The sequence below is a fragment of the Saccharicrinis carchari genome (genome assembly GCF_900182605.1).
GTDB classification, from domain to species: domain Bacteria; phylum Bacteroidota; class Bacteroidia; order Bacteroidales; family Marinilabiliaceae; genus Saccharicrinis; species Saccharicrinis carchari.
This window is the reverse complement of the sequence record NZ_FXTB01000017.1, coordinates 1-21048: the sequence shown is the minus strand read 5'-3', so window position 1 is coordinate 21048 and position 21048 is coordinate 1. Positions and strand designations below refer to the sequence as shown.

The 21048-nt window shown below is 34.3% G+C and carries 18 protein-coding genes; all 18 read right to left on the bottom strand.

The window, feature by feature from the left end; genetic code table 11:
- Positions 1 to 425 precede the first annotated feature (425 nt).
- A complete protein-coding gene (locus tag FN809_RS17365) occupies positions 426 to 1250 on the bottom strand; it encodes a PGN_0703 family putative restriction endonuclease (protein WP_142534817.1) in 825 nt (274 codons plus the stop codon).
- Between the two features lie 197 nt (positions 1251 to 1447).
- Positions 1448 to 2014, bottom strand: coding sequence for a hypothetical protein (locus tag FN809_RS17360; protein ID WP_142534816.1), 567 nt, complete (start codon positions 2012 to 2014; stop codon positions 1448 to 1450).
- A 180-nt stretch (positions 2015 to 2194) separates the two neighbouring features.
- The gene (locus FN809_RS17355; protein WP_142534815.1) at positions 2195 to 2521 is read right to left on the bottom strand and encodes a helix-turn-helix domain-containing protein; all 327 of its coding nucleotides are present in this window, start codon (positions 2519 to 2521) and stop codon (positions 2195 to 2197) included.
- A 4-nt stretch (positions 2522 to 2525) separates the two neighbouring features.
- A complete protein-coding gene (locus FN809_RS17350) occupies positions 2526 to 2867 on the bottom strand; it encodes a type II toxin-antitoxin system RelE/ParE family toxin (RefSeq protein ID WP_142534814.1) in 342 nt (113 codons plus the stop codon).
- Positions 2868 to 3200: 333 nt separating this feature from the next.
- Positions 3201 to 4196 carry a DUF3644 domain-containing protein gene (locus FN809_RS17345; RefSeq protein WP_142534813.1) on the bottom strand — a complete coding sequence of 332 codons (996 nt, stop codon included), beginning with the start codon at positions 4194 to 4196 and terminating at the stop codon, positions 3201 to 3203.
- Positions 4197 to 4205: 9 nt separating this feature from the next.
- Complete coding sequence (locus FN809_RS17340) at positions 4206 to 8165, bottom strand: Eco57I restriction-modification methylase domain-containing protein (protein ID WP_142534812.1); 3960 nt, start codon at positions 8163 to 8165, stop codon at positions 4206 to 4208.
- Positions 8162 to 9178 carry a restriction endonuclease subunit M gene (locus FN809_RS17335; protein ID WP_142534811.1) on the bottom strand — a complete coding sequence of 339 codons (1017 nt, stop codon included), beginning with the start codon at positions 9176 to 9178 and terminating at the stop codon, positions 8162 to 8164. Before FN809_RS17335 ends, FN809_RS17340 begins: the two co-directional genes overlap by 4 nt.
- Positions 9179 to 9181: 3 nt before the next feature.
- Positions 9182 to 9379, bottom strand: coding sequence for a helix-turn-helix domain-containing protein (locus tag FN809_RS17330; RefSeq protein WP_185957619.1), 198 nt, complete (start codon positions 9377 to 9379; stop codon positions 9182 to 9184).
- Between the two features lie 451 nt (positions 9380 to 9830).
- Complete coding sequence (locus FN809_RS17325) at positions 9831 to 11807, bottom strand: reverse transcriptase/maturase family protein (protein ID WP_142534809.1); 1977 nt, start codon at positions 11805 to 11807, stop codon at positions 9831 to 9833.
- 134 nt (positions 11808 to 11941) lie between these two features.
- Positions 11942 to 12952 carry a BT4734/BF3469 family protein gene (locus FN809_RS17320; protein ID WP_142534808.1) on the bottom strand — a complete coding sequence of 337 codons (1011 nt, stop codon included), beginning with the start codon at positions 12950 to 12952 and terminating at the stop codon, positions 11942 to 11944.
- Positions 12953 to 13428: 476 nt separating this feature from the next.
- A complete protein-coding gene (locus tag FN809_RS17315; protein ID WP_142534807.1) occupies positions 13429 to 14172 on the bottom strand; it encodes a hypothetical protein in 744 nt (247 codons plus the stop codon).
- A gap of 177 nt (positions 14173 to 14349) precedes the next feature.
- Positions 14350 to 14727 (bottom strand): HepT-like ribonuclease domain-containing protein, encoded by a 378-nt coding sequence (locus FN809_RS17310; protein WP_221929465.1) that lies wholly within the window; start codon positions 14725 to 14727, stop codon positions 14350 to 14352.
- Entirely contained in the window at positions 14724 to 15014 is a 291-nt protein-coding gene (locus FN809_RS17305; protein ID WP_142534806.1) for a nucleotidyltransferase family protein, read from the bottom strand. Before FN809_RS17305 ends, FN809_RS17310 begins: the two co-directional genes overlap by 4 nt.
- A 216-nt stretch (positions 15015 to 15230) precedes the next feature.
- A complete protein-coding gene (locus tag FN809_RS17300; protein ID WP_142534805.1) occupies positions 15231 to 15794 on the bottom strand; it encodes a hypothetical protein in 564 nt (187 codons plus the stop codon).
- A gap of 494 nt (positions 15795 to 16288) precedes the next feature.
- Entirely contained in the window at positions 16289 to 16636 is a 348-nt protein-coding gene (locus FN809_RS17295) for a DUF4844 domain-containing protein (RefSeq protein ID WP_142534804.1), read from the bottom strand.
- Positions 16637 to 16884: 248 nt separating this feature from the next.
- Positions 16885 to 17832, bottom strand: a complete 948-nt coding sequence (locus FN809_RS17290) for a tetratricopeptide repeat protein (RefSeq protein WP_142534803.1) — start codon at positions 17830 to 17832, stop codon at positions 16885 to 16887.
- A 166-nt stretch (positions 17833 to 17998) separates the two neighbouring features.
- Positions 17999 to 18622: a hypothetical protein gene (locus tag FN809_RS17285; RefSeq protein ID WP_142534802.1), complete on the bottom strand. Its 624-nt coding sequence runs from the start codon at positions 18620 to 18622 to the stop codon at positions 17999 to 18001.
- A 146-nt stretch (positions 18623 to 18768) separates the two neighbouring features.
- Entirely contained in the window at positions 18769 to 20058 is a 1290-nt protein-coding gene (locus tag FN809_RS17280; protein WP_142534801.1) for a TlpA family protein disulfide reductase, read from the bottom strand.
- Positions 20059 to 21048: the final 990 nt, after the last annotated feature.

Sequence of the window (21048 nt, the reverse complement as noted above, 5' to 3'; positions counted from 1 at the left end):
GCTACAAATAAAATTCTTTGCGTGCTGTAAATCTATTTCAAGCTTGTCGATTATTTCAACTAAAACACTTGGTTTTCAGACTATAAAACCCTATCTCCATGGCAGTAAATAAATTTTCCACGAGCCGTAAATCTCAAACCCATCTTTCATATTAGCTATTTTTTTCGGTTGAAATGCAGCGTTTTCAAGCTATTAAATAACTTGACAAAAATTTAAATCGAAATTTTACACAAGTTGTAAATACAAAGGCCTTTTCTCAGAAGCTTTTTTTCACAATGCACGCCAACGTTCGGTACAAGAATAGTAGCCGACTGCGGGCTACAAACTTTTCAAGCTACAGAAAAGCCAAAGCGGGCTACAACCCTTGAATTTACTACTGCTTTGGCTATTATTTTTGTACATTGTTGGGCACAGTTATTCTCTTGTTATATGTTCAGCTCGTATCTTCTCCTCATTTCAGAAACTGTTTCTTTAAATGTTTCTTCAATTCCGTAATAATTCCAAAAATCTAAATATGACATTGGTACAAAATCAATAAAATCACTTATCGCAATTTTAAACTCGTCAATTTGGTCATTATGTTTTTTAAACATATTAAATTCAAACCAATTCTTCGGAAGCCAATAGATATAGACCAAAACAGGTTTCTTTTCACATTTTTGTCCAGCATTTATTAAGCCAATTGTGTGTTTGATTAATTGCGCAAAATCAAGATGTTTCTTTTCTGTATTTGATACATAATGGTTAATGACATTCATAAATGAGGCTGGTAAATACTTTAGTTCTTTCCGATTCAAGTATTTCTCAAGATTATTCCCCTTGTTTGGTAATTTTTCTGTGAAAATTTCTGTGAATTTTGATTCAATTCCGATTATTACTTTTTTATTTTCCAAATAGAAGTCAAGGTTTGGTATGCTAATTCCAGTTGGTAATTTTTTTTCAAATGATGCTTCTTCAAAATCCGTGTAATTCAAAAAAGTGAATTCATTCAAGCTATATTTTAACAATGCGAAATTATTCACACACAATGCAGAAGATGAATGAATCGCATTAAACTTTGTAATGCCATTCCTGTCAGGTCTTAACTCGCTTCCTTGACCGTTATCTAATTCCCTTTCAATTTCATTCCATGAAGTAACAGTACCAATGAGATTTGCAGAGTTTGACGAAACATATCCTTTCTGGTTAGGGTTTAATCCATATTCAGTAGCTTTCTTTATTATCTCATCTTGGATTTTTCTGCTGTTCATTTCCTGCGGTTTAATTGTGCCCAACGTCTCGAATAAGGGGTCGTGGGCTAATTTGAAAAACCAAACTTCCAAAACCAAACTTAGCCGAAGCTTTTGTTTTGACTATAAATTTATTCTTTTCACTAGCCGAAACAAAAGTTTCGGCGAACTTATAAAAAGAGCAAATACTCCAAATTTATGCTGCCAGCCCATGCCCTTTATTTATTGTTACCATGCGTTTTTTTTACTATTACAGGTATAATTAATTCATCTTCATTTGTCTCAGTCCAAATTTGCGTTGCTCCATTTTTACCTTCCCTATTTCCCCAAATTGCAACAGCTTGATTAGGTGGTATAAAATTCAGTTTCGTAATAATTCTATTTGTCAGGTAGTTTTTAACGCTAGAATAATCGTGAATTGGCATTCCGTCCAGCATGTAAAACATTTTTATATTAGGATTAACTTTTTTAACGAACCTATATTCCAACCATTTTGACTTATTGAACGCTATTTGCGATGTCGAGTCTGTAAGAACATGTACTACTGCAGAATACGGACTTTTATATTCAACTGCAAGTGAGTCTGAAATCTCGAATTTCAAAATTGATGGATTTTTAATCTGATTCAGAAAGTCTTGCGCATTGAGAATAACAAACTTATCATTTAGAACAAACAAGGTATTTTCGTCCAATTCAGATTTTAATTTTTCAATGGATGTCTGATGACAACTAATAATTGAAACTGAAAATAATAGTAGAGTTAAAACCTGTAATATTCTAGTCATAGTTCTATTTTTTGAGGGTATCTTTATTAAATGCATGGTAACGTTCGGTACAAGAATAGTAGCCGACTGCGGGCTACAAACTTTTCAAGCTACAGAAAAGCTAAAGCGGACTGAAACCCTTGATATTGCTGCTATTTCGGCTATTATTTTTGTACATTGTTATGCGGTCGGCTTTTATTCCTAAGCCAATTTCAAAAAGTTGTCTTCAAGTTTCACATTGAAGTTAATTTCAGCTTTCAACGCTCTAAAAACCTTAATTATCGTGTCAATGGTCGCACTGTTTGCACTTCTTTCGAGTTTTGAGATTTGTGCCTTTTGAACCCCTACAAGTTTTCCTAATTGCTCTTGGGTCAACTTACGTTCCTGTCGTGCAGATTTTATCATTTTGCCCAAAACATCCATTCGGAGTTCGTATTCATATTCGTCTCTCTCAGGATTCCCGATTTTGCCGATATACTTATCTTTCATTTCGGCAAGCGTGTAAATTTTCATTTCTTCAGTTGCCATATAATTATTTTTTTTGTTTGTTTTCAAAATATTTCTTTCTAATTCTTACCGCTCTGTCAATTTCCTTTTCCGGGACTTTGTCAACCTTTTTTATGAAACCGTGGGTTGCAAACACCAAAGTTTCTTTATTGTCCGATTTGTCCCAAAATGCAAGAAGTCGAATTTGAAGTCCCGCATATTTTGTGCGAAACTCCCAAATATCATTTTTCAGTTTCTTGAAAAGTTTTGGGTCATTTGTTTGCTCTGAAAGGTCAATATTGTAGAAGAGTTTTTTTGCCGTTTTCAAATCAAGTCCTGCTATAAACTCGTTTGCATCTTCTAAAAATCGCGTTTCAAAAAATCTCATAGCTTTAAATCCTTGTGTAACGTAACAAAGATAATAAAGTTTCTAAATATGGATACTAAATTGGTGCAATAATTTACGAGTTGCTTTTTTAAGCTGACGCATAACGGTCTCGGCTATGCGTAGTGCGGGATTTCAAGGTACTTCACTGTCCGCTTGCCGAAAAGTTTGTTTAATGTAATTACTTTCATATCAGCACTTTCGCCCGCATTACGTATAGCCATTGTTGTGCTTTCGTGCTTTATTTTTCTTCGTCCTTGCGTTGGCGTTAAAGCTCTTTGCAACCGCAGGAACGAGGATTGCAATGTGCTTGAACTGAGCGATGGAAATTTTGGGCTATTTTTTCTCATAGTGCTTGTCAAACTCTTTTATGATGTTCGTACTATAAAATTTCATCTTAGGACTTTTCGGGTTATTCCAATCAAGCCGTCTTATCGAACATAATTGCTCATCCTTTTCTAATTCTCGTTTTAAATCCCAAAAGGCATTGTTCATTTTAAATGTCTTGTATCTGCTTTGAAGTTTGGGCTTTAAATCATTTGTCCAACTCCAAGGATACTTCTTTTGGAATTCGGCTTCTGAGTCAACCTTGTAAGAAATTGCATTTGGATCGTCTGGGTCGTATTTGAAAGTTGTTAGTGTATCAACTGATTTTGATTTTACCCACTTGGTTTCAAGTATCAGCGATATGTTGTGTTCTTGGGTTTCGTCAGATGGGAATGACTTTTCTTTGGCTGCTATAAATTTCAGTAGATTCTGATGCTGTTTGTCTTCTTTATTAATTGAAAAGCTCTGCATTTCGTGATTGTGGAAAAACGAAATGGGCATCAGGTAAAAATTATATTGGCTTAAATCATGGTCAAACCAAGTGTTGGCCACATTGACGTAGCTCTTTAAAGAAGCTGTTCCAATTTCTAACACTTTCTTTTCAAAAAGCTTACTATCATTCATGAAGTGGATAGCATTGTCGCGAATTTCAATGAGCAACCCTAAGTTTTCTTGAAGCCGGTCTGGTAAATCCAATTGCTTCATGGCATTGGTCACATCAATGGTCAAATAGTTTCCCGAGCGACTTGTTTTATACTTTGGCTTTTTGAATTTTTTGCCGTCTTTTCTCTTTTTGTTTGGGTCAATGATGTAGATGCTTTCTAGCTTGTTCTTGTTGAGTTGAAGAATTCGGGCTTTCAATAACAGTTCCCAAGCATTAACCATGAGAATTGAGAAACTCTCTTCACGGTATTTGAAATCAGGTTTGTTGTATATCTCAATTGCCGATAAAGCCGCATGAACGGATTTCTCAAGTAGGTGTTGACATCTGGCTTTTCGAGACATAATTGTTTTTTATTCAGCCATCGGCTTAATCATCCTTTCAACAAACGCAATCTCTTCTTCACTCAGTTTATACTTTTTGTAAAGCTGCTGGTCAATCTCTGGAATTGGTTTGCTCCAATCTATATCTGAATTATCTGTGAAGTCTTGAATAGGTACCCACGTGTAAGTGGATTTAGTTGCGTCCTGTGTCATTTTTCTTAATGAAACTAGAAATCTTAAGAATTTAGATTTTAGGAATCTTTCAATATTGATTGATTCTTCTTTGGAATCCACATAAAAAAATAGGTATGATTGTGTGCAAACAGAAGGATTATCCGCGATTAAGGGTTTGCCTAGAACTATATCAGGTATTCTTTTACCACCATCCGAACCTGCTTTTGGGATTAATACCTTGTAAGTGTCTATTAGGTGAACACTCTTAGTAATATCATCGCGATTTATCCAACCAACCTGTCTTTTCCCTTTAGTTATGTAATGAAGAGGCACAAAACCATCTACTTTATTTTTTTCAAATGCATTAAAATTTGAAGTCCATCCAAATTCCTTATCTACAGAAAGGATAGAAGTGATCGATTCTTCATCTTTTTCAAGTACTTTATCTAAAATGACGACCGAAAGGCTATCTCTTACAAGAATGTCGAATTTATCAAGTTGTCTTTTCACTGGCCCATAAATACTTTCACCACGTATTGTTGTCACCTCACATTTGTCGTTATGATTGCTGTTCCACAAGAAATAACAAATACCACCTTTCACTTCAACACCAGGGAATATTTGATTAGAGTCAGGGTAGTCAGTCATTCGATGTAATCTCTTATCCTCAAGCATTGATTGCCTGAACTCAGTTAATCCCAATCCTCCTGACATCCAACGTGAAGGGACTATTAAACTAAGAAAATCAGGTTTTATGTCCTTAGAAATCTGTACAAAGTGATTATAAACTGGCAAACTTCTATTTCCACTTTCAGCAGTTACCTGATAAGGCGGATTTCCTACGATTGCGTTGAATTTCATATCGTTCTTTTTATTAGCCTTCCAATAAGACTGTCCTTTTCTAATTTTTGTGATAAACTTTTCGGGACGTTGCGTGATTTGGCGTACCATGTCCTCAAAATAACGTGTATTTACTTCTCTTTCTCTAAACCCCACTAATGTTCGCTTGGTAATGCTTTTCGCCATAGGCGTTTTACACAGCACAAATACGTTTTCTGCTACCGTTTTATCCCACAGTTTTTGCTGTTGTTCAATGGTCAATTCATTGGGTCCTGCTGTTGGATATTGTTCCTTTATGCGGTTACGGAAAATGGAATAAGCAACATAGAGTGGATATAAACCTGATTTAGAGTTAATTTCTAAGATGTGAGTATCAGGCGAAAAAACTTCATCGGTAACCTTTCCTTGTGAAACAAAATGAGGCTCTGAAATCGTCTTTTCTCTGTTTTCACTTAAGAAACTATAACCGCCCAAGCAATCGCCTAAGTGCATATTCACCACACGCCATGGAGTCAAAACGGTTTCTTTGTCGGGGTTTCTAAACGTACCAAAGATGTGCGTGATGCGTTCAATGCGTTCTTCAATCGTTTGATGGTCGGCAGCTCTTGCTAGTGCACGAATGCGTTTGCCTGCTGCTCTAAAGACGTCAGGGTCGTAATATTTTTTAAACGCATTAAACTTTTGTTTAGTAACCCCTTTTGGCATAAACTCTAACCACGATTGTTGATCGACTAATGTGGCAAAGTTGTCAATCGAAAGCTCTTCATCCTCATTCTGTAATTCTGCACCATATATCATTAACGGCATTCGAATAGAAATACCCCGAAGAATAGAAATGGCACTTTCTTTTTGTTTCTTTTTCTGCTTTTTCCGCTCTAAAAGTTCTTTTTCTTCTTCGGAAAGTTGGCGTTTCGGTTTCTTCTCAGCTTTATCTAGCTTTTCATATTCTTCATCAGTAAAGCCTTGTTTGTTTATATCAAGGTCTTTTGATTTTGGCATTGCCTTGGTACTTCCGATAATTTTTTTTAGGTTATTAAACTCTTCAAGGTCAACATCATCTAAGGTCATTAACTCATTATCGTTATAAAGATGATTATCCTCAAACCCATTTCTAACCACTCTTTCAACATAAACCTTTTTGAGCTGTTCGAGCATACCATTCACGTCATAGTCTTTCATGCGTGAACCGTCAAAGGCAATGATGGGGCAGAAGTTCAGGAATTCGCCCATTACATTTCGGTCAGAGTAACTTGTTTTGCCTGCCTTAGCAGAAACCTTGGCTGTTTCGGCTATAACCTTCAAGGTGCGGTCAGGAGCAAAGTCAAATACAAAGCATTCTTCTTTCACTTTCCCATTTATAGTTGCTGGGGTCTGCACCCTGAAAATGGTTTGCATGTAAGCGGAAGCAGAAGTATTGTGCGAACCTGAAAGCATGAAAACGGCTGTCCAAGCTTTTACCGAAACTCCTGTCGTCAAACGACCACAGGAAAGCGTTATGGTATAGGTTTCATGGGGTTTGTCGCTTATCGCTTTCTCTACTTTTTTAAGGGCTTCTTCATTGGCTTCTTCTTCGTCTCCATCACCCGCAACATTTACAATTTTAAACTGACTGAAAACAGGATGCGATTGAAGTAAAGTACTTAACGCACGAGCTTCTTTTACGCCTGGCACCATCCAAAGCGAGCGACGAAAATTATCTCGATATTCTTCTGTTGAATAAGGATAATTGCTTTCAGCGTCCGATTTACAGATTAAGTTTAGGAATGAAAGCACATCCTTTTTGTGTAGAAAATCTCCTGAATCGTTCACTCGGAAAAACTCACGGAAATTGAAAGCGACTTCTTCATCAATATAACCATGCAGGAGTTTTCCTAAATCGTAGGTGAAGATATTAAGTTTTGGAAGTGACGCATAAGGGTTGGGATCGCCAAAGTGAATTTTATCCCATTGGGCTTTGGCTTTTTGCTCCATTACATAATCCCAAGTGAAAATTTCATCTTCCTTGTAATTATCCAACAAGTTGAAAGGTGTACCTGATAAATGAAGTATTTTTGTTTCGTCTTTTCTTAGTTCTTCAAGAACGTTTTTCCCTAATTCTGTTTGCGTTCCTTCATGTGCTTCATCAATAATGATAAAGTCCCAAGCGGTGCTGAATAGCTCATCGTTCTTATCAAAATTGCCACCTACCAACTCAGAACCGCGTAAGTCCTGCATTGAAGCAAAATAGATATATTTGGATTTCCCTTTTTTGCATTCACGTTCAAGAGTAGCAAATTGATCCCCTTGATTTTTGGAACCATAAGAGAAGTTGGGAGCATCATAAAAAATTTTTCCGAAGTCCTCGAACCAACCTTTATCCACCACTGGGCGATGCGTTAAAATCAGGGTTCTGGTAAAATCGTGGTCTTTGACTACTTGTAAGGCTGAAAGAGTCTTCCCAAAGCGCATTTTGGCGAACCAAAGCATCTCATTTCCTTTTTTGAATTGCTTGGCCGTTTTTTCAATGGCTTCCTTTTGTTCAGGTCTAAATACAATGGGTGATTGCGTTTCTGTTACTTCACTCGCATGAAGTGAATCTCTGCCTTCTTTTACAGCGCTTATGGCTTTCTTGACCGTTTCAAGGTCGGTTATGTACCATTCGTTGGCCTTATTCTTTGAGTCGAAGATTTTCTTTTTTACTCCTGAACGAGTAAGCACATTGTGAACCTCATGGTCTGAAAAGGCTTTGAGTCCATTTTTGTCATTATAAATGGTTAGTTCGGTGTAAAGCAAGTCATAGGCGATACCTGCGGTTTGCGTGTATTGGTCAATCCGCTTTTTAGCCGCTTTATTAAGTGCTTTACTATTCGGTTCTAGTCCCCAAATATTCTCATTGTCGGAAGTGGCTTCTCCAATTTTTAAACAGCCTCTATGCCCATCATCGTTGATACGAAAAACATAGATCAGCTTTAGTTTTAATGATGATGTAAATTTCATTTTCCTTTTCCATTTAAAAGGTCAACGAACCTGATTTTCCTACCCGTTTTTCCTGTTTTCAAATCTTTATTCGACCAATCCTTTACTAAGCAATAAATCCCATTGTGTGTTTTGATATTTCCTTTTTCACAACCTTCACAGAAAGTGTGTTTGGTTTCAGTTTCACCAAAAAGATTTACTGAGACTTCTGTTTTGTGTCCGCATGAATTTGGGATAACTCCTTTGAGCCCATCCATTTGCCAAACGTTCCATGAAATGATGTAGGCGATAAACTGAATGGATTTTAGAAGCGGTTCTTTCCCAAATTTATGGGTGTAGTTTTCAATGAAAGATGCTAGCATTGCTTCTCTTGCTAATAATAAACTATCACCCTGCCATTCAAAGGCGTATGTATTTTTGAATGCGGTCTGTGCGGCTTTTAACCATTCACCTGTTGAGTCAACATTCTCGTTGACCACCCTTAACTTTCGGTCAAGAATTCCGATTCTCTCTTCAACTGGTATAAAATCACCTGTTGTGCTATCGTAACGACTGGTGATGTAGGGTGCTTCTCCGCAAGCTACTTCAAGCCGAGTATCTCGGATATAGTGTTTCCACGTTTTCCCTTTAGGATATTTGATTTTGTCGTGTTTGGTTTCCCAACTTTTTGAGCCATCAGAATTAGTAATCTCTCGATTAAATACTTCTTTCTGTCCGAACCAAGCGTCATCAATCAAATTGTTCTGGGCATTACACACCCAAGAAGGGGTGAAAACTTCAGCCATTTCCTTTGACCTTGATTTTTGCAAAACTTGGTCTTTGTGTACTCTTGGCATGATTATATCGCCATTCTCTCCTGTAATTAAATCAGGTGTTATAGGTGCCTTGTAAGCGTATGCTTCTCCGAGATGTTCATAATTGTCAGTTGCCCAAAAGATGTTTTTCTGAGTGGTATGGTCACGAATAAGAATATCGAGTACATCAGGATATTGCTGTACAATTTCATTTTCGAGTATGTCTATTCCTGTTCTCACTCTTTATTTTTCTTTGTTAGACTTTAAAAGTTCCTTTACATCAACTTCTAAGATGTCGGCAATTGAATAAAGTACTTCAAGTCTTGGCTGTTGTCGGTTTTGGACGTACCCGTTCACCATGTTATAGCTTTTCCCAAGCTTGTCTGCCAACCAAGTTTGCTTAATTCCCTTCTCTTCAAGCACTTCTTTAATTCGGTTCATGTCCGATTTAATTTATTCAACCAAAATAGCCCAAAATTTCCAATTATCTCATATTTCAATATACTTTTCGTTCGTTTCCTTGTTGGTCTGTCGAGCGTGGGCAAAAAAAATAGGCTCTTTTGGTTTTTGGGTTTGGCTTGTGGGTCGGCAAAAACCAAATGTGCCTATTTGTGCGTTGGACTTTTTTTGCATGAAGCACAACGGCTCGAATATGGGGCGTTTGGCATTTCAAAGCTCCAAACTATCAAACCGCTATATATTTTATTAATAGTACTCATTTCAAATATACCATTATCCGCCAAATGACCTATATTTATTGTTAGGTTTTCGTGCTTTATTCTCCGTAGTTTATCCGTGCGTTGGGGCAGCCATACTCTTTGACAAGTTTTGGAATGTGTGGCGGCTTTTTTGAGCGACTTGGCAATGTGTATGGTTGCTTGGAGGTAGCGTATCATTTTTTCTTCTCGATTACATTATAATAGTAACTAAAAGGCTTTCCATAATACGACAACTCCCTTTTGTCAACAGGATTTAATAATACATAAATGATATCATTTTTGTAAGGCAGAAAATCGGCAGATAAACCCAAATCTAATTCAGAGCTTTCAAAGTCAACTTTCTTATTTAATTCAAATTTGGAATTCAGAATCCTACTTTTAACTAATTGATTCCTTATTTCCTCAGAATATTTTTCCGAAATACCACTTATCGTACAAAATGCCAATTTCCCAATCCTAATTGGATGATTCTTCAGTTCATCTAGCTCTATTTCTTTAACAGTATTAATAAGTTTCGACATTTGTTTAGCTCTGTACCTGTCCAAGTCTTTAAGCTGTGCTCTTAAGTGCCTGTTGTCTTTGAGTTTAATAAAACCATTTGCCCAACACATATCATTTTCCATAATCTCAAAATTTTTCATAGTAACTCTGCCAACTGACATGCCTATTAAGCGGTTAGCTGCAGATTCACATATCGTACCATCATTTTTTCTTTTCCCAGATTTAACTGCATTTAATATTTGAGTAACAACTTCTTTTTGTTTCTTCTTTTCTTTTGCTAAAGAACTTTTTCGAACTCTAAGGCTTCCTGAATAATGTATCTCATAACCGACAAAACCAAACCATGGGAAAGAATTTGTATAACTAGATGACCATTTATAAGGATGTTTTGACTTTATTTTATCACTCCAAAATGAACTAGATGTGTTTGTCATGTTCTTTTCAAAATCATGAGGAATTAAATGCATTTTCTTTAATGATTCAGAATATACAGTTGATGCTCTTTCACATTCTTTCTTAGAAGGATGCATAATAACCATATCATCACAGAATCTAACATAGAATAATTTCGTTGACTTTAATTTTAAAATTTCCGTATCTGCATAATCTAAAACTAAGTTTGCAATTAAACCTGAAATAGCACCTCCTTGCGGAACTCCAATTTTTGCATTTCGGATATCCTTAAAATACCCCAAATCAATTAAATCCTTTTCAACCCAACCAAAATAGCCACCTGGTATTTTAAATTTTTCAGACCAATAAGCTTTGTTAATATCCTTATTGTATGGTAGTACATTTTTAACAAATGAATATGAGTCTAAATACTTATAGAATATATTTTCTGCTCTTTCATCATACAGTTCTGGCTTATCTTTCTTTACCCTATTAATAAGCTTTTTGAATTGCTTTTTTACTATTGAATGATGGACTGTGTCATAGAATTTACTTATATCACATTCTGCAACCCAAAGCCTTTTGCCTTTATATTTCTCTTTGTAATCTAATATAGCTTGAATAGAATCATGATGTGTTAAAGTATATTTTTTGCCATCTTTTACTTGAATTGCTCTAAATGCATACGAATGTTTATAAAAGTAACTATCAAATATTTCGGTAAAATACTTATTTGTAAAACTAATTATCAACCTGTCTTTTAATGTAAAAAGCGATATAGGACGACATTTATTTTTAATAGGATGTTTGTCTCCCTTTAATTTTGGAATTACCGTTGGAGATTCAATTTTATAATCAGGATTATTTATTGAAGCTTTTAAATCTGAGATGAAAGAATCAAGATTTTTTAAAAATGGTTCCTCGGGATGATTTTTTCTATAAAATTCAATGGTCAACAAAAGTGAATTTACATTATAATCAACTGAATTGATTCTTTGATTGTTCTTTTGATATCTCTTTGATTTATTTAACTTCTTCCATTTTCTCCTGCTTGGTAGCATTCCATTAAGTAGGGCTAAATCATCATCGATTCTTTCTTTCTGCTTTGCTGTATTCAAATGATAATTAAATTCTTTATTACTTGATAACAAATGTACTAGATGCTTTTTACTTCGTTGTTTTGCATGCTTCGCCCTTATTCTACATAAATAGAATATTATCCTTTCCTCTGTAATATAATCATCTAGTTTTTGCATAAGTAAAAAACGCGAAGAGTCCCTGATAGGTTAAACCATAATTCTGACAATGTCATTGGCTTCTCAAACTATTGGGAGCCCCCGTCTAACAAGTGACACGAACGACCCTAAAAGACAATAGTCTCTTATGCCGTTTAGGTACTCTTCGCATTTATATTTTTATAATTATAACCTGTTTCTACTGCCATGTGGATTATTGTATTAAAGCCAATTTCCCCTCTTGTATTTTCATAACAGTTTATAAGTAAATTCTTACACTCTGTTTCTACGTATTTGTCAGTATCAAGAATGCACAATTCATTAAAATATTTAACTCCAATATCAAAAGTAAATGAGTTAGATATGGCAAAAGCAACTCTTAGCCAATTCTCATAAGAATCTGTAATAGACAAAGAATTCTTAGTTAAATATTTTATGATATTCTTAAGTGTTTTTCGATGATAAGCATTGTTTTTACCAATTGGATTATACAATGCATCTTTAGAACTAATACTTTTTGTAGACTTAGGTATGTTGACTTTTGATTTTCCTTTTGATGTATGAATTGGTTTATATTCTATGGTAAAAGATTCGACTTTTTCTTTCAATACCAATTGAGTATCCTGACAAATAAAACATAATCTTGTAAAATCACTTCCACTTTTGTCTAATTCAATATTATGCTTTTCCGCGAAATGCTCAACAAGCTGAGTAAAGGCAATTTTGTGCGATTCATCTATGCCAATATCTTCAATGTTAAATTCATAATTTAGGTGAACTAACCCTTTAACTCCATCTCTCGAAGGAGATTCCCAATAGGTAAAAACATACTCATCCTTAAGCAGTGATTCTTTAGTTTTTTGCAATTCATCGCCGCCAAGTTTATCAATATCTAATACCGTAATGCAATTATAGTTTTTTAGATGTTCTTTTTTTCGTCCACCTTCAAATGTGGCACAAAATGTCACAACTGGTAATCGTCCTTTGTGTGTTTTGTAGTTGTCTTTATCTCCTTTAGAATATAATGCACTAAGATAACTTGCTATTCTGCCATGTTTGTCACTCCTAATTTCGCTAAATACTGAATCTAAACTTGTTGACTTTGGAGAAGTCCACAATTTATCAAAGTAGGTTACTTCGGTTTTCAATATATCTTTTAATTCCATAATCGTATTATCATGTAACTTGAGCGTCTGGTAACAATAGCTCTTTTGTAAGCTGAAGCATCGGCTAGTGCGTTGGAGCTTGCAAATGTGCTATTTGTGCGTTTGCTATTCATCGGATAAATCTATGTATTTCGGTCGTCTTTGCATGAAACCTAACGTTCAGTACAAGAATAGTAGCCGACTGCGGACCGCAAACTTTTCAAGCTACAGAAAAAGCCGAAGCGGCCTACAACCCGCTAAATTACTGCTGCCTCGGCTATTATTTTTGTACATTGTTACCTGCCGTTTTTATTTCCCATTCGCACATCTCTATTCATTTATCTTGATTAAAAATATCAAGCTACGGTAAACAGTAAATAGTCTGACGATGAAGTCGTATGAATCCTTTTCAGTCTAAGCCGAGCTAGATGTGGGATATCAACGCCAATACGTTACAAACCTCCCAAGAAGATTATCAAATGTTACCTATCGTTTTGTTAAAATTTAATAATTCTTCCATCTTTGACAGTAATATGGCTCATAAACCCAAGACGATATCTACCGTCTGGTGCAAAAGAACCATTTTGCATTACCAAGTCTCCTTTTGAGTGTAATGAGTATTCTTCTATTTCAATAATAATTATCCCTTTATCCGTTTTATAGGGTTTTTCCACAAGAACTTTTATAACTCTACTATCTTTTATTAAGTATTTTCTACCTGATTCAGATAGTTCATATTTGCCATCTGCAACAAACTCACCTTCAATGGTAACTTTATTGTTTGACATGTAACCGTTATAATCGTAAAGCTCAAAATACTTGCCACTTTTTAACAGCTTTTCACTAATTTTATTTTTTTGATAATATAATTTTTTAAGATAATCACCGATATTCAAGTCTGGTAATAATACTTCATTAGCCAGAAATAAATTTTCATCTTTGAAGCCATCTTTCTTTAAAATCATTACTGCTGGGTCAACAAAATTTTGGTTTAATAAAATTTTATCTTGAATTCTATCAATCAGAATACTCTTTGCGGATGATAAATACTCCCATTTTCCCATTTTGACCTGTCCGTTATTTGACATAATCAAATCTCCATCTCTTCTAAAGATATATTTTTGTACGTTTAAATCATCATCAACAATAACCCAAGGAATTTCAATAAAGACTTCTTTTTTGTCGAGGTTAGCGCTGTACTGTTTTAACCTTGGGATTAAATTATATATGTATTGTTTCATTATGATTCTGATAAAATTAATTCAAATCTCTTAATTGTTAAATAGAGTGTTGACTCTCTTGGAAATGGCAGGTAACGGTGAGTGCAAGAATAGTAGCCGATTGCGGGGCAATTCACTTTCAAGTTACACGAAAGGTGATGCGTGCTACAAGCCTTGAATCCACTACTGTTCCGGTTATTATTTTTGCACATTGTTACCACCCTGTGCTTTTTCTTTTTTGATAATTTTCAATAAGTCAGTTCGGTTCTGCGGTAGATTATTTTTTGCAATTTCCCAAATCATTTCGTAGTCAACTCCAAAGTATTCATGGGCAATTAAATTTCTTAGTCCATACATTTTTCTCCATGGAATTTCAGGATATTTTTTCTTTATTTCAGTTGGAATATTTTTTGATGCTTCTCCGATAATTTCAAAATTCCTGATAATAGCATCTACAACCATGTAGGTCATTTTAAATTTTTTGAAGTCAAGGTCGCCAATATATTCTTCAATCCTTTGCATTGATTGAAACATATCTTCAAGGTAAAGGATAAATTCTCTTTTAATTGGGCTCATACGTACTTAACATTATTTAAAATTACTTCTTTTAATTGCTCTTTAAGGGCTTTATCAGACACCAAATCAACCTTTATCTTTAATTCATTCTCCAGAAGCTCCTGAAGGTCAAAGAATTCCCAGCCCAATGGTTTTCTGAACGATACCAAAATATCTATATCAGAGTCTTTTCTCTGTTCATTTCGCGAAAAAGAACCAAAATATCCAATTTTATCAACAAAATATTTTCGTGAAAGAATAGGTTTGAGTTCTTTGATTTTATTTTCTATTTCTATACTTGATTTCATATTTCAAATTTAATAAATTTTGAGTTGAATTTGAACTTCTTTCTTTTCCAGCATGGGTGGTAACGGTTGGTACAAGAATAGTAGCCGACTGCGGGCAGCGGACTTTTCAATATACGGAAATGCCAAAATGGGCTACAACCCTTGAATTTACTACTGTTTCGGCTATTATTTTTGTACATTGTTGTAAGCCGTTGTTCCTATTCTTTATTAGTTTTACTACTCTGGTTCTTTATTTCTTTTCCTAATTTCCTCTATGTTTATTTTTACACGTGGAAGATATTTCAGATACTCTTTATTAATCTCTGATATTCTTGGGTCTTGAACATTATATTCAACAAGGATATTTTGAATTCCTATATTTGAGAACACATTATCACTTACAATTTGATTATTAAAATATTCTATCCCATTTACTTGATATTCAAATTCTAAACGATATACATTTGAGATTCTCCCTGGAATAATATTCTTTCCAATTATTATCCCATTCGTACTTTCAGTCATACCGACCACAAGAAAGCTAGCCTTTTCGTTATTAATGTATTCTTTGTTAAACATCAATAATGCTATAATCAATGGTACTTTCAGTAATAAAAGTAATGGGTTATTCCCTTTCCCATAATTTATATTTAAACTCCAGATTTGTATGAAAATTAGAGGTATTATAATCCAAAATTGATATTTGTAAAGAAAATGAATCGGAATAATAAAAATAAATAATTCACTAACAATTAATACCAGTATTCTTATTTTAAATAGTAATGGATTATCAACACTCATTTCCAAAGATTATTATATTTCGAAGTCCGAATAGTCGAATGAAATTATTTACATACTTTTAAAGCTTTTGCAAACTATAGGAACACAATACTAGCGTTGCTAAATGGCTTACAACGTTTGGTACAAGAATAGTAGCCGACTGCGGACCGCAAACTTTTCAAGCTGCAAGAAAGTTGAAGCGGACTACAACCCTTGAATTTACTGCTGTTTTGGCTATTATTTTTGTACATTGTTATAGGGCGTTTTTCTTTAATTTTTGTCTTATTAGCATTATTGTCAGTATCAGTGGAATTGCCACACCTGAAATTAATGAAGCCATTTTTATCAGTCCAACAATTGAATAAAATCCGAACCCCCAATCTGTTCTTACTCTGTCAGCCTTTTTCAAAAAGTCATCCAACTCTTGAGAATTATCCATATAAATGAACAGTCCTAAACATAGCAGTCCAATTATGTAAAAGCCAATTATTTTATAAGTCCTTTTCAACTGGCTGCTATTTTGAAGGGTCAAATCCATACATAAAGTTATTCAAATGTCCATCCGAACTTTCAAGTCCAACAATGTCCATTAGCTCTTCAAAGTATGAGCACACTCTTTCTCTGTCTTCCGTATCAAGTTGAAGGTAAATTTCGGCAAAACTGTCAAGTCCATTCTTTATAACGTCTTGATATTCTTTTTCTGTTGCAATTCCTTTATCAGCAAGTTTTCTGAAGTCGTCAGCTACAAAGTTAATTTTCTCTGTCAATATTGGTTTTAGTGTCGGGTCGCTAATTCCTGGATAAAATAATTTATCGTCTATTAGGAATTTTTCTTTGTTTTTAAACTCTTCAAATTTTGTCATTGCGTTTTCAGGTGTTTTTATTTGTCCTTGTTCACAAGATGTGAAAAGAAGCAAAGTCAGTCCGAACAATATAATTGTCAATTGCCTCACGGCCGTTTTTTTTAAATGCCCTATAACGGTTGGTACAAGAATAGTAGCCGATTGCGAACTTCAAACCTTTCAAGCTGCAGAAAAGCAGAAGCGGGCTACACCCCCCTGCATTTACAGCTGCCTCGGCTATTATTTTTGTACATTGTTAGTGCCAGTACTTATTTACACATTTTATCAATTTTTCTAGTCAAATAATCTTTAACATTGAAACCTAAATCTCGAGACTTTTCCAATGATTTACAAGCACTTTCAAAGTCTTCAGTATCATATAATGCAAGAGCCAAATTATAGTGATAATAGCAATTCAAAGAATCTAAGTTAATTGCTATTCTATAATTTTTTATTGCTTCAATACTGTTTGCTTTTTTATAATAATACAAGCCTCGGTTGCTGTAAAACTCAGAAATTTGATTATTACATAATATTGCAGTGTCAAGCATGGCTATTGCATAATCTAAATTTTCCAAATGTGCATAACATTGTGACAAGTCATAGTACAGAAGTGCATTATTAGGTTCCAATGCCATAGCCGTTTTAAACAGTTTGATTGCATCAGAGTAATAAGAATGATTAAGAAGGTCTCGCCCCATGTCCCTATATTTGAGGGCATCGTTATTTTTAAACTCTATTACGAAGTCTCCAGAATGACTCCCTTTCAATCTTAATGTCGTAAACCAATTCGAAGGAATGACTTGTCTTACTTGGGGGCTTATTTTAAAACCTATAAACATTAGAATTAAAGCCATGTGAAATATTGAAATTGCAACTCTTTCTGGTGATTGACTACTTTTTTTCAGATAAAAGACTGCTAGAATAATTAGATATAATAACAATATGCTCCAACCTACAATAGTGTCAAAAGAATAGATTAAATAGATTAAAGAGAGTTGAATGGAAGCAACGACCTGAAATATTTTTAATAGTACAGGCAAGTTTAACGTTCTCCATTTATTGATTTCTGTAACCAATTCTATTAAATTCCACATAATAATACCTGCAAAACTAAATAGTAATAGTGCATTGCTATATGGGATAAAATGCGCTCTGCTGTATAATCCAATAGCCATTCCCAGCATTAATATGTATAAAATTATCTTGGATTTCATAGTATTTGATTTACAGCATGCTAAGGTATTGGCACTAACGTTGGTGCTATGAATAGTTGCCGATTGCGGCCTGTTTTCCTGTCCAGCTACACCGAACTTAATGCGGGCTACAAACCTTGAATAACCTGCTAAACGGCAATTATTTATGAGCACGTGTTGTGGGGTGTTATTTTTCTTTCTTTTCTATAGTTCCGTCACTATTAATTGCAAAATCAATGACCTTTAACTCAAATTTTTCTGTTCCTTTTATTTCATTATAATCTGTATCAACCTCATGAGTCCAAGTCGAGTCAATATGCGTAATTAATTTACTTGTATTTATTTGTAAATGCTCAGAATGATAATAGCCAGGTTCTCCACCGCAATATCCCCAAAACAATTGTTCCGAATCAATTATTTTTCCGCTCATGTCGTAAGTCTTAACAATTGGAAGCAAAACGTCTGCTGGCGCTAAATACATTACAATCTTAAATTTTCCTGTTGTAGCTATTTTCTTATAAGGATATTCTAGTTTGTTGTCATTGAACTTCATAGTTAATTCTGGACTTATTTCCCGGTCTTGTTTGTAATCGTTAAAACAATTTGTTTCGTAAGGCAATTCCAAGAAGTCTAATTGATTTAAAAATTCTTGAAATTCCGCATTGGTAACTTTGTTTTCTGTCACATCCTTTACTGTTGTATTCTTTCGCGTTATTTCTTTATTTTCACTAGTTACAGATTCTTTCTTTCTGTTAGTCTGCGAACAAGAAACAATAGTCATAATAAAGAATGTTGCTATAATCCATCTCATAGTTGATTATTAAGTTTTTTACTGTTTCTAATTGTAGGTCATAATACCCCACAACGGTTACGTGTATGGTGTCGTTTGGCGATTCGAAGCACGAACCTGTCAAACCGTTACAAAGCTTATTAGATGTAACACCTTTGAAATTAGCACTATCCGCCAAATGCACTATACACGATGTTATGGGCTGCCTTTTTTATTCTGACAAATTCAATCGTACTTTTTTCCAATGAAAGATGTATTCCTTCCTTTTTAAAATACTCTATCCACGTGTCAATATCCTCAGTTGGTTTGTCCATTGAAATGTCTAATTCATAACTTAAATCAACTTTTATATCATGCTCTACCAGTTTTTTTGTTTTATCAGCTAATAACTTTACTAATTCGTTTAAATCAATCCGAGTTCCACTTACATTAAAAAACTGGAATGATATTAGTGAATTGATTGATTTTCCAACTTGTGGATTTGATAGTTTTATTGAATTTCCATTGATATCAATCTTTTTCAAAATTAGAACAGTAGTGTCTTTCCGTATTCTTTCAGTTTCTAATCCCAAAGCCCCATTAAGCTGGCTAATCAATACAGTATTGAAATCACCGAACAAGTCTGAGACTTTGAAGTTTAGTGTATATAAATTATTTGGTGTGTTTGATTTAATGTGATTTAATTCGTCTGAATAAATAAATCTATTTTCAGAAATATCCCCATACGCAAATTGATAGAGTTGAAGTATGCTTTTTCTTGATGTAATGTATTCTGTAATCGTTTCTGTTGTATCAATGAATGCGTTTGCTTGATAACCCGTTATAATTCTTTTATTGTTTGTTGATTGAGTTAATTTTGAATAAGCTCTTTCTCCAAGTTCATGGTTTAGAAGTTCAAATAAAACTAACGATATATTTTTCTTGTTATCTAAATCATTTGGATTGAAATTCTTTACAACAGGTACGTCCATTGCATTGCCGAATAGCATTTTATTTATTTGATTCTCATCAATATAAGAAGGCCGAGTTTCTGCTTGTATTTTACCATTTTTATCTATTACTATAGAAAAGGGAATTCCGCTATGAGGAAAAGTTTTTGACAATTTCTTGGATTCATCAAAAATGAAATCAAATGGATACGAAGTCCTGTTTATATAATCTACTGATTTATTTAAACCGTCACTTGAAACACAAATAACAATTAAATCATTGGGGTATTTATCTTGTAGTTTTTTTAGATGAGGCATACCTTCGATACAAGCTCCGCACCATGTCTCCCAGAACTCAATTATCACAATTTTGTTTTTAGATTTGCTTAAAATATTATAATCAATCAATCTTCCATTTTGGATAGCCTGAAATGATAGCCCCTTAAGCTTAGATTCAATTTCGGAATCCTGACAAAACGCAACTCCATATAGCATAATAAATGCGAGAGTCATTAATGTGTGTTTCATTTTTTCTAATTTTGCAAATTATTCTAATCTTTTTTAAGGTTGCCCATAACGTTGAGTGTATGTGGCGTTGGACATTCCGAAGTGCATAATTTTCAAGTTAATGATATGTTTATTAAAATTACAACACTCCGATTAAAAGCCTATTGACCAATGACATATACACATTGTTGGCGTGTCGTTGTTTTTTCTTTCAATCGGAAAAAGGCTTTCTGTTTACTTAACGAATCCTTAAAACTAATCTCTATTCGGTAAAGTTTCGGTTTTATAGCCGAATATTTTGCTGTCGATTCTAACAATGCGGATTGACGGTTGTAAATCAAATTACACACAAGCTGTAAATCTCATATCAGGCCTTCCGTTGACAAGGATTTCAGTTATAATGCATATTTTTCAAGTAATCAAAATATTTGCCGGAAGCTGAAAATCAATTTATTCAGACGCTGCTCATTCTTCATCAATCTCTCAAGTTTGCTGGACATGTTCAATTAAAATGCAAACTTTCAAGTCATTGAAAACTTGCTAAAAAGCTGTGAATCCGATATCAGTCTTTCAGATTGACAGGGAGTTCAGTTGAGATGCAGAATTTTCAGGCAATCAAAATACTTACCGGAAGCTGCAAATAAAATTCTTTGCGTGCTGTAAATCTATTTCAAGCTTGTCGATTCTTTCAACTAAAACACTTGGTTTTCAGACTATAAAACCCTATCCCCATGGCAGTAAATAAATTTTCCACGAGCCGTAAATCTCAAACCCATCTTTCATATTAGCTATTTTTTTCGGTTGAAATGCAGCGTTTTCAAGCTATTAAATAACTTGACAAAAATTTAAATCGAAATTTTACACAAGTTGTAAATACAAAGGCCTTTTCTCAGAAGCTTTTTTTCACAATGCACGCCAACGTTGAGTGTATGTGGCGTTGGACATTCCGAAGTGCATAATTTTCAAGTTAATGATATGTTTATTAAAATTACAACACTCCGATTAAAAGCC

Excerpts from the sequence above, each read along its gene's own strand:
- FN809_RS17330 (WP_185957619.1), bottom strand. The coding sequence starts at position 9,379 with ATGAACCGAATTAAAGAAGTGCTTGAAGAGAAGGGAATTAAGCAAACT.
- FN809_RS17365 (WP_142534817.1), bottom strand. The coding sequence starts at position 1,250 with ATGAACAGCAGAAAAATCCAAGATGAGATAATAAAGAAAGCTACTGAA.
- FN809_RS17320 (WP_142534808.1), bottom strand. The coding sequence starts at position 12,952 with ATGGAATTAAAAGATATATTGAAAACCGAAGTAACCTACTTTGATAAA.
- FN809_RS17300 (WP_142534805.1), bottom strand. The coding sequence starts at position 15,794 with ATGAGTGTTGATAATCCATTACTATTTAAAATAAGAATACTGGTATTA.
- FN809_RS17310 (WP_221929465.1), bottom strand. The coding sequence starts at position 14,727 with ATGAGCCCAATTAAAAGAGAATTTATCCTTTACCTTGAAGATATGTTT.
- FN809_RS17315 (WP_142534807.1), bottom strand. The coding sequence starts at position 14,172 with ATGAAACAATACATATATAATTTAATCCCAAGGTTAAAACAGTACAGC.
- FN809_RS17350 (WP_142534814.1), bottom strand. The coding sequence starts at position 2,867 with ATGAGATTTTTTGAAACGCGATTTTTAGAAGATGCAAACGAGTTTATA.
- FN809_RS17305 (WP_142534806.1), bottom strand. The coding sequence starts at position 15,014 with ATGAAATCAAGTATAGAAATAGAAAATAAAATCAAAGAACTCAAACCT.
- FN809_RS17345 (WP_142534813.1), bottom strand. The coding sequence starts at position 4,196 with ATGTCTCGAAAAGCCAGATGTCAACACCTACTTGAGAAATCCGTTCAT.
- FN809_RS17360 (WP_142534816.1), bottom strand. The coding sequence starts at position 2,014 with ATGACTAGAATATTACAGGTTTTAACTCTACTATTATTTTCAGTTTCA.
- FN809_RS17295 (WP_142534804.1), bottom strand. The coding sequence starts at position 16,636 with ATGACAAAATTTGAAGAGTTTAAAAACAAAGAAAAATTCCTAATAGAC.
- FN809_RS17355 (WP_142534815.1), bottom strand. The coding sequence starts at position 2,521 with ATGGCAACTGAAGAAATGAAAATTTACACGCTTGCCGAAATGAAAGAT.
- FN809_RS17285 (WP_142534802.1), bottom strand. The coding sequence starts at position 18,622 with ATGAGATGGATTATAGCAACATTCTTTATTATGACTATTGTTTCTTGT.
- FN809_RS17340 (WP_142534812.1), bottom strand. The coding sequence starts at position 8,165 with ATGAAATTTACATCATCATTAAAACTAAAGCTGATCTATGTTTTTCGT.
- FN809_RS17325 (WP_142534809.1), bottom strand. The coding sequence starts at position 11,807 with ATGCAAAAACTAGATGATTATATTACAGAGGAAAGGATAATATTCTAT.
- FN809_RS17280 (WP_142534801.1), bottom strand. The coding sequence starts at position 20,058 with ATGAAACACACATTAATGACTCTCGCATTTATTATGCTATATGGAGTT.
- FN809_RS17290 (WP_142534803.1), bottom strand. The coding sequence starts at position 17,832 with ATGAAATCCAAGATAATTTTATACATATTAATGCTGGGAATGGCTATT.